Origin of the sequence: Streptomyces sp. NBC_01224, from assembly GCF_036002945.1 — a bacterium.
Classification (GTDB): Bacteria; Actinomycetota; Actinomycetes; order Streptomycetales; family Streptomycetaceae; genus Streptomyces.
On sequence record NZ_CP108529.1, the window covers coordinates 2,338,898 to 2,351,108 of the forward strand.

A 12,211-nucleotide genomic window follows, 5' to 3' on the forward strand; every position below is an offset into this window, starting at 1 on the left:
GTCGCGCCGTGCCAAGCTTGGGTTCATGCAGCCTTCCACCCCGCCTTTCGACGAACGTCTGACCGCGCCCCGTTCGTGGTGGCTCATCGCCTTCCTGGTCGGCATCGCCTGTGCCCTGATGCTGCTGCCGCTCGGCACCCTGCCCCTGCTGGCGGGCCTGGCGGGCGGAACGGCCCTGTCGGCGGTCGCGGTGAGCTCTTACGGTTCTGCCAGGATCCGGGTGGTCGCGGGCGCCCTGGTGGCCGGCGACGCACGGATTCCGGTGACGGCGCTCGGTGAGGCCGAGGTGCTGGAGGCGGAGGAGGCGCGCGCGTGGCGCTCGTACAAGGCGGACACCCGCGCGTTCATGCTGCTGCGCAGCTACATCCCGACGGCGGTCCGGGTGGAGGTCACCGACCCGCAGGACCCCACTCCGTACGTCTATCTGTCGACCCGCGAGCCGCAGGCCCTGGTCGCAGCACTCAGCGCGGTGCGGGCCTGACTTCGGAAGTTCTCCCCTCCGGGAGGACTCCTCGCGGGCCCTCTCGGGCCCCACAGGCCCTGTCGGGCGGGGACGTGCCCCGTCGGGCGCCTGGACGCCCTAGCTCTCCAGCTCGCCCGGGAGGTCCTTGCGTAGGACCTCCTGCCGCTCCAGCGGAGGCAGCTCCGGAAGCCGGTCCCAGGGGATCCGGCGCTTGCGCAGGTCCCTCCTGACCCGTTCGGCAAGCTTTCTGGTGTCGCGCCGGTTCATCATCGCGCCTACGGCGGCGCCGAGCATGAACGGAACGAGGTTCGGCAGATTGCGCACCATGCGCTTGGTGATCTGCTGGCGCAGCTCCCGTTTCATCTGGCCGCCCAGCGCCGCATCGACCGTCGCGGGGTGGGTGACATCGATACCGCGCTCCTCCGTCCAGGACGTGAGGTAGGCGGTGGAACGCTGGGTGAGCCCGCCCGGCGGGCGCAGCCCGTAGACCTCGTGCAGCTCGGCGACGAGCTTCATCTCGATCGCGGCCACACCGGTGATCTCCGCCGCCAGCTCGGCGAGCATGGCGGGCGGTACGGGCATCATGGCCGCCGCGCCGATTCCGGCACCGACGGTGGCCGACGCCTTGCTCGCGCCTGCGATGAGCTTGTCGGCGAGCTCCTCGGGCCCGAGACCCGGGAACTGCTTGCGCAGGGTCGCAAGATCGCGCACAGGGATGCGGGGAGCGGTCTCGATGATCAGGTCGGCGACATGACCGATCGCTGCCTTTGCGCTCTCCCCACCCTTGCGTACTCCCCGTTTCACTGAACTCAGACGGCCTGCCCCGGTCACGGACTCCGTCCTGTCGACCTGTCCGGCCCCATCGGCCGTGTCGACTCCTTCAACTCCTTCGACTGCCGTGACTGCTTCGAGCGAGGCCGACCGGCCCCGCTCGTCGTCCCGCTCACCCGAGGAGGGTGGCAGGGCGGACCGCTCAGCAGGCGCTGCTACGCCTTCTGCCGGGCCTGTGCCGCCCTGATTCGCCTCCGACGACCTCTTGCGCCGCAAGCGTCGCTTCCGGAACGGTGTGTCGCCTGCCACGGTCGGTTCGACCTAGTCGCAGTCGCGGCAGATCGGCTGGCCGTTCTTCTCGCGCGCCAACTGGCTCCTGTGGTGCACGAGGAAGCAGCTCATGCACGTGAACTCGTCGGCTTGCTTGGGCAGGACCCTTACGGCCAGCTCTTCGTTGGACAGGTCTGCTCCGGGCAGCTCCAGTCCCTCGGCCGCGTCGAACTCGTCGACGTCGACGGCGGACGCCGTCTTGTCGCTCCGGCGAGCCTTGAGCTCTTCAAGGCTGTCCTGGTCGACGTCGTCATCGGTCTTGCGTGGGGTGTCGTAATCCGTTGCCATGTCGCTCTCCCCCTCTGGGTGTCTGCGGTGTCTCAGCGCACGTAACGCGTGAGAGGCCGGACTTGTGCCCGACCTGAGGCGGAGATTTTGCCTCACATCAAGGTCTGTTACTCAATCGACACCCAAAAGGACCGCTCGGGAGTGGTCGACTTGGGTGGCGATGGGGACCGTACACGGTCCCGGTCTCGCGCTTCACGGGCGCCACCCCGTGTACTTCCCGTGATATCGAACCCCGAAAACCCCTACTTTTGCGGGCTTTCCGGTGATGGCCCTGATCACGGAGCGTTGACATCGAGAAATTCGCACCTGTGATCGATCACACACGGCAACTTCGGGCACAGGTCCCGAAAATTCCGCTCAAAGCGAACAAAATAATTTGAGCACGAATCGCCGCGCCCGGCCTCTCAGGCCGGCAGTGAGACGCGCATCACAAGACCACCGCCCTCGCGGGGCTCCGCGACGATACGGCCGCCGTGAGCGCGCGCCACGGACCGCGCGATCGACAGGCCGAGCCCGACCCCCTTGTCGCTGCCTGTTCGCTCCGTACGCAGCCGCCTGAAGGGCTCGAAGAGGTTCTCGATCTCATACGCAGGCACCACTGGGCCCGTGTTCGAGACCACCAGCAAGGCCTGGCCGGACTGGAGCTCTGTGGTGACCTCCGCCCAGCCCCCCTCCGGGACGTTGTAGCGCACAGCGTTCTGTACGAGGTTCAGCGCGATCCGCTCCAGCAGGACGCCGTTGCCCTGGACGACTGCCAGGGCCCGCTCACCACGGATCTCCACGCCCCGCTCCTCGGCCTCGCCGCGCGTCTGGTCGATCGCGCGCGAGGCCACCTCGGCAAGGTCGACCGGTTTACGCTCGACGATCTGATTGTCGCTGCGGGCGAGCAGCAGCAGGCCCTCGACAAGCTGCTCACTGCGCTCATTGGTGGCCAGCAAAGTCTTGCCGAGCTGCTTCAGCTCCGGCGGGGCCTGGGGGTCGGAGAGATGGACCTCCAGCAGCGTGCGGTTGATCGCGAGCGGGGTTCGCAGCTCGTGCGACGCGTTTCCGACGAACCGCTGCTGGGCGGTGAAGGCGCGCTCCAGACGGTCGAGCATCTCGTCGAAGGTGTCGGCGAGCTCCTTCAGCTCGTCGTCCGGGCCGTCCAGCTCGATCCGGCGGGACAGATCGGTTCCGGCCACCTGGCGGGCCGTGCGGGTGATCCGGCCCAGCGGGAAGAGCACCCGGCCCGCCATGGCATAGCCGAAGGCGAAGGCGATGACGCTGAGGCCGACCAGGGCCAGCAGCGACCGGTTCAGCAGCGTGTCCAGCGCCTGCTGGCGCTGATGGTTGACGCAGGTGTTCATGGCCGCGTTGGCGGCGTCGGGCGTGGTAATGCCGTGGAAGTTGCACACGTCACTGGCGACCTGGCCGTTCACGATCTTGAACGGCAGCTCGCTGCCGACTTGGAGGGCCTGGGCGGCCAGCATGTAGATGATCGAGAGGAGCAGGATGCCCGCGATCAGGAACATGCCGCCGTACAGCAGCGTGAGCCGTATCCGGATGGTCGGGCGCAGCCAGTAGGGCGGCTCCTGCTGTTTGGGCTCCCAGGTGGGCTTCGGGGGCGCCGTCGGCGGCGCGGGGACGGTGGGCATCGGCCGTCAGATCCGGTAGCCGGAGCCGGGCACGGTGACGATCACCGGCGGTTCGCCGAGTTTGCGGCGCAGTGTCATGACGGTCACCCGGACGACATTGGTGAACGGGTCGGTGTTCTCGTCCCAGGCCTTCTCCAGCAGCTGCTCGGCCGAGACGACCGCGCCCTCGCTGCGCATCAGGACCTCCAGCACGGCAAATTCCTTCGGCGCGAGCTGGATCTCGGCCTCACCCCGGAAGACCTCGCGGCGGTTGGGGTCGAGCTTGATTCCGGCGCGCTCCAGGACGGGCGGCAGCGCCACCGTCGTACGCCGGCCCAGCGCCCTGACCCGCGCGGTGAGCTCGCTGAAGGCGAACGGCTTGGGCAGATAGTCGTCGGCGCCCAGCTCCAGCCCCTCCACCCGGTCGCTGACGTCCCCCGACGCGGTGAGCATGAGCACCCGGGTGGGCATGCCCAGTTCGACGATCCGCCTGCAGACGTCGTCGCCGTGCACCAGGGGGAGGTCCCGGTCCAGCACCACGACGTCGTAGTCGTTGACCTCGATGCGCTCCACGGCCGCCGCACCGTCGTACACGACATCGACGGCCATGGCCTCACGGCGCAATCCGGTGGCCACCGCATCGGCGAGCAGCTGCTCGTCCTCCACGACGAGTACGCGCACGGCGCTGTCCTTCCTTAGAAACTTCAGTAGGTGACTTCAGAACGTCCCGATGTGACCACGGTCCGTGATCCGGACCGCTCATCGGTACTGGTCTGTGCGGCTCCATCCTGCCCGCAACGCGTATAAACCGGCGGTAAGACGGCGCTGGCCGACCTGGAGCTCCGGGGAATACACCGGATTTCCGGGCCAGTTGAGGTTTCTCTGAGCTTCGGGCTGGGGAGGACGCATTCACACCCGCGATCACGCCTTGAATGTGGCGTGCCACAGGCCACTCCGTCCCCGGAGAGCGCGTGATCACCCGCCCTACCGCCTCCGTGCGGAGGGAAACCCGGGCACACCCCCGTGCCACCGACCCACGATGAGGGGGCGCATTATGGACGCTTTCACCGCAGGTCTGCTGCAACGAATCAAGACCACCGAGTCCGACCTCACGAAAGCTCGGGAGACGGGCGACGACTTCCTCGCGGATGTCGAGCAGGGCGAGCTGGACGACCTGCACCGCCTCGCCGCCGAGCACGGCGTCGAAATCGGCGCCACCAGCATCTGAGTCACGCGAGAAGGGCCCCTGATGCCGCAACCGGCGTCAGGGGCCTTTCTCACGTGCCGGAAGGACCCGGTCGACCTCGGTTCTAGTCGTGCCAGGCTCCGAACTCCTCCAGGAGGCCCTGCAGCGGCTCGAAGACACCCGGCGTCGCGGCGACCGTCAGATCACCGTCGGCGGGCAGCCCGGGACGGCCGCCGGTGCGGGCGCCCGCCTCGCGGGCGATGAGGTCACCGGCCGCCAGATCCCACGGGTGGAGCCCGCGCTCGTAGTAGCCGTCGAGGCGGCCGGATGCCACATCGCAGAGGTCCACGGCGGCGGAGCCGCTGCGCCGGATGTCACGCAGCCGCGGGATCAGCTTCTGGGCCACGTCCGCCTGGTGCGTACGGACGTGGCTGACGTAGTTGAAGCCGGTCGAGACGAGCGCCTGGTCGAGCGGCGGCGCGGGCCGGCAGCGCAGCGCGGTGCCTTCGCCGTACGCACCACCCTTCGCGTATGCACCGCCGCCGAGCACCGCCTGGTACGTCTCACGGCGCATCGGGGCCTCCACCACGCCCACGACCCGCTCGCCGTCCCGTTCAGCGGCGATGGAGACGGCCCAGGTCGGCAGTCCGTACAGGTAGTTCACGGTGCCGTCGAGCGGGTCGATGACCCAGCGGATACCGCTGCTGCCCTCCGCGTTCGCCCCTTCCTCGCCGAGGAAGCCGTCCTGGGGACGGCGCTCGGTGAGGAAGCCGGTGATCAGCTTCTCGGCGGCGATGTCCATCTCGGTGACGACGTCGATCGGGCTGGACTTGGTCGCGGCCACCCCCAGATCGGCCGGGCGGCCGTCGCGCAGCAGCGCACCGGCACGGCGGGCGGCCTCCAGGGCGAGGTCGAGCAGTTCGGACAGGCTCGGGTCGGTCACGGCGCTCCAGGGGTCTCTAGGCGTATGGCAGGGGCTTCTTACGACCTCGCCCGCGATTGTCAGCGGCGTCGCGGTGTCCGGGACCTCCGCCTCCGGCGTTGTCGTCAGTCGCCGACGCTCCGCGTCGACTCCCTCCTCCGCCTTGGATTCGAAGGCCCCGGACGCCGCCCCTTCTCCCACTGCCAATCGTGGGCGAGGTCGTTAGGCGTATGGGCTGTCGGCGCCCGCAGCGGCTGGCTTGAGGGCCCGGGCGGGGCAGCAGCCGACCGGGCAGAGATCATGGCTCGGGCCGAGCGCGCCGAGCGCACACCGCCGCGCGATGCGTCCCTGCTCGGTGGCGGCGCGCTCCAGCACCAGTTCGCGCACGGCCGCGGCGAAGCGCGGGTCGGCGCCCACCGTCGCGGACCTGCGCACCGGAAGGCCGAGTTCGGCGGCCTTCGCGGTGGCCTCCGTGTCGAGGTCGTACAGCACTTCCATGTGGTCCGAGACGAAACCGATGGGGGCCATCACCACGGCGGGGACGCCTTCGTCGTGCAACATCTCCAGGTGGTCGCAGATGTCGGGCTCCAGCCACGGGATGTGCGGGGCGCCGCTGCGCGACTGGTAGACGAGCTGCCAGGGGTACTCGACGCCGGTCTCCTCGCGCACCGCGTCGATGATCAGGCGGGCGACGTCGAGGTGTTCGGCGAGATAGGCGCCGCCGTCGCCGTGCTCCTCCACGGGGCCCGAGGCGTCGGCGGCGGAGATGGGGATGGAGTGCGTGGTGAAGGCGAGGTGCGCCCCCGTCCGTACGTCCTCGGGGAGGTCGGCCAGGGAGGCGAGGACGCCGTCCACCATGGGCCGTACGAACCCGGGATGGTTGAAGTAGTGCCGGAGCTTGTCGACCCGGGGCACCCGCAGCCCCTCGGCCTCCAGGGCGGCCAGCGACTCCGCGAGGTTCTCGCGGTACTGCCGGCAGCCGGAGTAGGAGGCGTATGCGCTGGTGGCGAGGACTGCGATGCGGCGGTGTCCGTCCGCGGTCATCTCACGCAGGGTGTCGGTGAGGTACGGCGCCCAGTTGCGGTTGCCCCAGTACACCGGCAGATCGAGTCCGTGCTCCGCGAAGTCCTTGCGCAGGGCCTCCAGCAGGGCCCTGTTGTGGGCATTGATCGGGCTGACGCCACCGAACAGGAAGTAGTGCTTGCCGACTTCCTTCAGCCGCTCCTCGGGGATGCCACGGCCACGGGTCACGTTCGCCAGGAACGGGACCACGTCGTCAGGGCCTTCGGGGCCGCCGAAGGAGAGCAGCAGCAGGGCGTCATAGGGAGCGGGATCGCGCAGATCGGACATGGCATCGATCCTGCCACTCGTCTCGGACAGCGCTTTCACCGACATCGGCTCCCGGGCCCACCCCGGTGTCGGACGGACCACCCGAACCGTAGGCTGTATCGGCTACGTTCACGCATTACAAGCGCGTGTGATCACGCTGTTCCGGAGCCCTCCTTTGCCCAGTCCCTACCGCGCGATTTTCGCCGCCCCCGGCACCAAGGGGTTCTCGGCGGCCGGATTCCTCGGCCGGATGCCGCTGTCCATGATGGGCATCGGTGTGGTCACCATGGTTTCCCAGCTCACCGGCCGTTACGGGCTCGCGGGCGCGCTCTCCGCGACGCTGGCGATGTCGGCGGCGGTGATCGGGCCACTGATCTCCCGGCTCGTCGACCGGCACGGGCAGCGCCGCGTCCTGCGTCCCGCCACCCTGGTCGCGCTGGCGGCGGTGGCCGGTCTCCTGATCTGCGCGCAGCAGCGGCTGGCGGACTGGACGCTCTTCGTCTTCGCGGCGGGCGCCGGCTGCGTCCCCAGCGTGGGTTCGATGATCCGGGCCCGCTGGGCGGAGATCTACCGCGGTTCACCGCGGCAGCTGCACACCGCGTACTCGTGGGAGTCGATCGTCGACGAGGTGTGCTTCATCTTCGGGCCGATCATCTCGATCGGTCTGTCCACCGCCTGGTTCCCCGAGGCGGGGCCGCTTCTCGCCGCAGGGTTCCTGCTGGTCGGTGTCTTCTGGCTGACCGCCCAGCGCGCCACCGAGCCGGTGCCGCATCCGCGCGAGCAGCACACCGGCGGTTCCGCGCTGCGCTCGCGGGGCCTCCAGGTGCTCGTGGTCACGTTCGTGGCGACCGGTGCGATCTTCGGGGCGGTCGACGTGGTGACGGTGGCCTTCGCCGAGGAGCAGGGTCACAAGGCCGCGGCGAGCCTCGTGCTGGCCGTGTACGCGCTGGGGTCCTGCCTGGCCGGAGCGGTCTTCGGTCTGCTGCACCTCAAGGGGAAGCCGTCCACCCGGTGGCTGGTGGGTGTGTGTGCGATGGCCGTGAGTATGATCCCCCTCCAACTGGCCGGGAACCTCCCGTTTCTGGCCGTGGCGCTCTTTGTCGCGGGCCTCGCCATCGCACCGACGATGGTCACCACCATGGCCCTCGTCGAGCAACACGTACCGCGCACCGAACTGACCGAGGGCATGACCTGGACCAGCACCGGGCTCGCCGTCGGTGTGGCACTCGGCTCATCGGCCGCCGGCTGGGTGGTCGACGCGTCCGGAGCCGAGGCGGGGTACGCGGTGCCCGCCGTGGCGGGAGCGCTCGCGGCCGCGGTGGCGTTCCTGGGGTATCGCCGGCTCAGCGGGCCGGTTCCTACGGAAGGGCGCGGGGAAGATGACCGACACCGACGCACGGACGACGACGAGCGCGTGGCGTAACTGGGCGGGGAACGTCAGCGCCCGTCCGGTACGGGCCGTGTCCCCCGCCTCCGTGGCGGAGCTCGCCGAGGTGCTGCGCCGCGCGTCCGAGGACGGTCTGAGGGTGAAGCCGGTGGGCACCGGGCACTCCTTCACCGCGACGGCGGCCACCGACGGTGTGCTGATCCGTCCGGATCTGCTCACCGGCATCCGGGAGATCGACCGCAAGGCGATGACGGTGACCGTCGAGGCGGGCACCCCGCTGAAGCGGCTGAACACCGCCCTGGCGCGGGAGGGCCTGTCGCTCACCAACATGGGCGACATCATGGAGCAGACGGTCGCCGGCGCCACCTCGACCGGCACCCATGGCACCGGTCGCGACTCGGCATCCATATCCGCGCAGATCCGTGCCCTCGAACTGGTGACGGCCGACGGCACAGTGCTGACCTGTTCGGAGAAGGAGAACGCCGACATCTTCGCCGTCGCCCGGATCGGGCTCGGCGCCCTGGGTGTCGTCACAGCGATCACCTTCGCCGTGGAGCCGGTCTTCCTGTTGACGGCCCGTGAGGAGCCGATGAGCTTCGACCGGGTCACGGACGACTTCGACGAGCTGGTCGCCGAGAACGAACACTTCGAGTTCTACTGGTTCCCGCACACCGGCAACTGCAACACCAAGCGCAACAACCGCAGCGCGGGCCCCGCCGCCCCGCCCGGAAAGGTCAGCGGCTGGATCGAGGACGAGCTCCTCTCCAACGGGATCTTCCAGGTGGCCTGTTCGCTCGGCCGGGCGGTCCCCGCCGCCATTCCGTCGATCGCCAAGCTCTCCAGCCGCGCCCTGTCGGCCCGTACGTACACCGACATCCCGTACAAGGTCTTCACCAGCCCACGCCGGGTCCGCTTCGTGGAGATGGAGTACGCGCTGCCGCGCGAGGCCGTCGTGGAGGCGCTGCGCGAGGTCAAGGCGATGGTCGAGCGTTCACCCCTGCGGATCAGCTTCCCGGTGGAGGTCCGTACCGCCCCCGCGGACGACATCGCGCTCTCCACGGCCTCGGGCCGTCAGAGCGCGTACATCGCCGTCCATCTGTACAAGGGCACGCCCTACCAGGCGTACTTCACTGCCGTCGAGCGGATCATGACCGCCCACGCCGGCCGCCCGCACTGGGGCAAGGTCAACACCCGCGACGCCGAGTACCTCGCCGGGGTGTACCCACGGTTCGGCGAGTTCACCGCCGTACGCGACCGGCTGGACCCGGACCGCCTCTTCGGCAACGACTACCTGCGCCGGGTGCTGGGCGACTGAGCGTCGCGGCCGTTCACTGCGCGGTATCCGTGCCGGTGGTGGGGCGGTCGCCCTGCGCCGGGGCGTCGCCCGCACCCGACGGGTCCGGGCCGACTGTGCTGCCGCCGCCGGGCGCTGCCGGGGAGGGGGTGGTCGCCGGGGACGGATTCGTCTGGCCACCGGTGTTGTCGGACGGCTTGGGGCTGGGCGTCGGATCGGCCGAGGAGCCCTCGCCCTGACCGGAGTCCGGGTTCCGGCTCTGTCCTCCCTGCGAATCCGTACCGGGCGTCACGCCGCTCTCCTGGCCCGGGGTCCGCCCCTGACCGGGGTCGGTGCCGGTGGCCGGTGCCGGGTCGCTCGACCCGGAGCTCCGCTCCCCGCCGCGTACGACGGAGCCGACGGTCGTTCCTGTGCCACCGCTCAGGCCGTTGCCGGAGACCAGTTCGAACGTGGTGATGCCGGCCATGGTCACGGCGAAGACCACGACCGCCCCGAGCGCCGAGCGCTTCCAGCCGCGGATGCGGGTGCCGTGGGTGGTGGCTTCGGAGAACTCCTCGTCCGGGACCGGGCGCCCCCTGGTGAGCAACTGGGTCCCGTCGAGCGGCCTCAGCAGCTGCGTACGGTCCGGATCGTCTGCCACGTTGCGCAGTACGGTCGTGGCGTCCGTCTCGCGCTGCACGGTCGCCGCGACGCGCGCACCACCCGTCTCACGCGTATGTACGGTCACCTCGCGGCCCGGGTGCTTCACCTGGACCGTGACCTCGCGGATCTGCTCCCCCGTGCGGCGGAAGAAGTGCTGGAAGACCGAACCGCCGCACGTGGCGACGACGCTCATCACCCCGGCACCGAGGATCGTTCCGTACACGCCCAGTTGGGAGGCCGCCACCGCTGCCGCGACTGCTGCCACGGCACTGCCCGCCACCTGCGGCAGGCTCAGATCTATACGCCTTTCTTTGGGCTCTATGTCACTTTCTGGCTTCTGCACCATTTCCAGCCCTTGATTGACATCTCTCCCACCATGCAACAGGAAGGGACATTTGAGCGAAGTGAATAGTTCCGCTTCGGGAGATTTTGTGAAGCAGGACACGCATGAAGGTCGTCCCGCACCCTGCCGGGTAGCTCAACTCCCGCACCTCACGAGAACTTCGGCGGCGCGGCGGTCCACCCACATGGCCCGAATGGAGTACTGTGGCGAGCCCTGGGGCCGGACTCCCACACGGGTGTCCGGGATCTTCGGGAGGGGGCCGAAGGAGGCACTCGATCCGGCGGCGCCACGGCATCGCACGGAGACTGGCTACGCGAGGCGACCAACGGTCACTTTGTGTTGCACAATAGGTCACCGTGTCATACCGGCGATCAAGGGCTCACGCCCGACACGCCGGGCAACACGGCAATGTTGTGGCAGGCTGCACCCGGGCAGGCCACACTCGACTAGCGGAAGCAGCGACGCACGTGACGTCGGCAGGCACCACCCGGGAGGTCCCCATGCCCGAACTGCGTGTCGTGGCCGTCTCCAACGACGGCACACGACTGGTGCTCAAGGCTGCGGACAGCACGGAGTACACGCTTCCGATCGACGAGCGGTTGCGAGCCGCCGTGCGCAACGACCGCGCGCGGCTCGGCCAGATCGAGATCGAGGTGGAGAGCCACCTCCGCCCCCGCGACATCCAGGCCCGGATACGAGCCGGTGCCTCCGCGGAGGAGGTAGCTCAGTTCGCCGGGATTCCGGTCGACCGTGTCCGCCGCTTCGAGGGCCCCGTGCTCGCGGAGCGCGCCTTCATGGCCGAGCGGGCCCGGAAGACTCCTGTGCGCCGTCCCGGCGAGAACACCGGCCCCCAGCTCGGCGAGGCGGTGCAGGAGCGACTGCTGCTGCGCGGCGCCGACAAGGAGACCGTCCAGTGGGACTCCTGGCGCCGTGACGACGGCACCTGGGAAGTCCTGCTGGTCTACCGGGTCGCGGGCGAGCCGCACTCGGCGAGCTGGACGTACGACCCGCCGCGCCGGCTGGTCCAGGCCGTGGACGACGAGGCGCGTTCGCTGATCGGCGAGACCGACGACGTCGCCGCGCCCGAACCAAGCTTCCCGTTCGTACCGCGGATCGCCCGGCTGCCCCGCGACCGGCCGCTGGACCGCGCCCTGGACCGCCAGATGGAGCGCCCCACGGCGCCGGCACCCGTGCCCGAGCCGGAGGAACACATCGGCGGCATCTCGGCCGGCGAGCGCGATTCGCTGACCAGCCTGCTGGAGGCGGTGCCGAGCTTCCGCGGCGACATGGTGGTGCCGGAACGGCCCGCACCGCCCGAGCCTCCGGCCATCGAGCCTGCCGCGCAGGAGCCGGAGGCCGATGAGCCGCCGGCCGCGGCAGCCTCCGCAGGCGCCGGTTCCGCCTACGCGGATGTGCTCATGCCGCGAGCGGTGGCCGGCCATCGCGACCGGCTGACCGGGACGACGGACCGCCAGGCCGAGGCGGACGGCGTCCGACCGGGCCGCCGGGCCGCCGTGCCGAGCTGGGACGAGATCGTCTTCGGTACACGCCGGAAGAAGCAGGACTGAGGCGGGGTGACCGCAGCATGACGAGGGCCCGTACGCCGCTGCGTACGGGCCCTCGTGCGGCATGCGAGCCTCGTG

General features: G+C 69.8%; 12 protein-coding genes. 5 read left to right on the forward strand and 7 right to left on the reverse strand.

Translation table 11 applies throughout. The features are described 5' to 3' along the window. Positions 1–25 precede the first annotated feature (25 nt). Positions 26–481, forward strand: a complete 456-nt coding sequence (locus OG609_RS09845) for a DUF3093 domain-containing protein (RefSeq protein ID WP_093898958.1) — start codon at positions 26–28, stop codon at positions 479–481. A 99-nt stretch (positions 482–580) separates the two neighbouring features. Here the strand turns inward: OG609_RS09845 and OG609_RS09850 are convergent, their stop codons facing one another. The 4 genes from OG609_RS09850 to OG609_RS09865 form a co-directional block, all read right to left on the reverse strand. Next, the gene (locus tag OG609_RS09850) at positions 581–1,543 is read right to left on the reverse strand and encodes a hypothetical protein (protein WP_327272470.1); all 963 of its coding nucleotides are present in this window, start codon (positions 1,541–1,543) and stop codon (positions 581–583) included. 12 nt (positions 1,544–1,555) lie between these two features. Next, entirely contained in the window at positions 1,556–1,852 is a 297-nt protein-coding gene (locus tag OG609_RS09855) for a DUF4193 domain-containing protein (RefSeq protein WP_003965732.1), read from the reverse strand. A gap of 404 nt (positions 1,853–2,256) precedes the next feature. Continuing rightward, a complete protein-coding gene (locus tag OG609_RS09860; RefSeq protein ID WP_327272471.1) occupies positions 2,257–3,486 on the reverse strand; it encodes a sensor histidine kinase in 1,230 nt (409 codons plus the stop codon). A 6-nt stretch (positions 3,487–3,492) separates the two neighbouring features. Next, positions 3,493–4,146 (reverse strand): response regulator transcription factor, encoded by a 654-nt coding sequence (locus OG609_RS09865; protein WP_093898955.1) that lies wholly within the window; start codon positions 4,144–4,146, stop codon positions 3,493–3,495. Positions 4,147–4,519: 373 nt separating this feature from the next. Here OG609_RS09865 and OG609_RS09870 point away from each other — a divergent pair, with 373 nt between their 5' ends. After that, positions 4,520–4,693: a hypothetical protein gene (locus OG609_RS09870; RefSeq protein WP_327272472.1), complete on the forward strand. Its 174-nt coding sequence runs from the start codon at positions 4,520–4,522 to the stop codon at positions 4,691–4,693. An 82-nt stretch (positions 4,694–4,775) separates the two neighbouring features. On the opposite strand, the gene OG609_RS09875 is transcribed toward OG609_RS09870, so the two are convergent. Continuing rightward, positions 4,776–5,594: an inositol monophosphatase family protein gene (locus tag OG609_RS09875; protein WP_327272473.1), complete on the reverse strand. Its 819-nt coding sequence runs from the start codon at positions 5,592–5,594 to the stop codon at positions 4,776–4,778. A gap of 201 nt (positions 5,595–5,795) precedes the next feature. After that, a complete protein-coding gene (locus OG609_RS09880) occupies positions 5,796–6,923 on the reverse strand; it encodes a ferrochelatase (RefSeq protein ID WP_327272474.1) in 1,128 nt (375 codons plus the stop codon). Positions 6,924–7,077: 154 nt separating this feature from the next. Between OG609_RS09880 and OG609_RS09885 the strand changes: the two genes are divergently transcribed. Together OG609_RS09885 and OG609_RS09890 are read left to right on the forward strand one after the other, a co-directional pair. Then, entirely contained in the window at positions 7,078–8,325 is a 1,248-nt protein-coding gene (locus OG609_RS09885; protein WP_327272475.1) for an MFS transporter, read from the forward strand. Then, the gene (locus OG609_RS09890; RefSeq protein ID WP_327272476.1) at positions 8,282–9,604 is read left to right on the forward strand and encodes a D-arabinono-1,4-lactone oxidase; all 1,323 of its coding nucleotides are present in this window, start codon (positions 8,282–8,284) and stop codon (positions 9,602–9,604) included. Before OG609_RS09885 ends, OG609_RS09890 begins: the two co-directional genes overlap by 44 nt. Before the next feature lie 13 nt (positions 9,605–9,617). Here the strand turns inward: OG609_RS09890 and OG609_RS09895 are convergent, their stop codons facing one another. Then, the gene (locus OG609_RS09895; RefSeq protein WP_327272477.1) at positions 9,618–10,571 is read right to left on the reverse strand and encodes a hypothetical protein; all 954 of its coding nucleotides are present in this window, start codon (positions 10,569–10,571) and stop codon (positions 9,618–9,620) included. Positions 10,572–11,068: 497 nt separating this feature from the next. Between OG609_RS09895 and sepH the strand changes: the two genes are divergently transcribed. Next, entirely contained in the window at positions 11,069–12,136 is a 1,068-nt protein-coding gene (gene sepH / locus OG609_RS09900; protein WP_327272478.1) for a septation protein SepH, read from the forward strand. Positions 12,137–12,211: the final 75 nt, after the last annotated feature.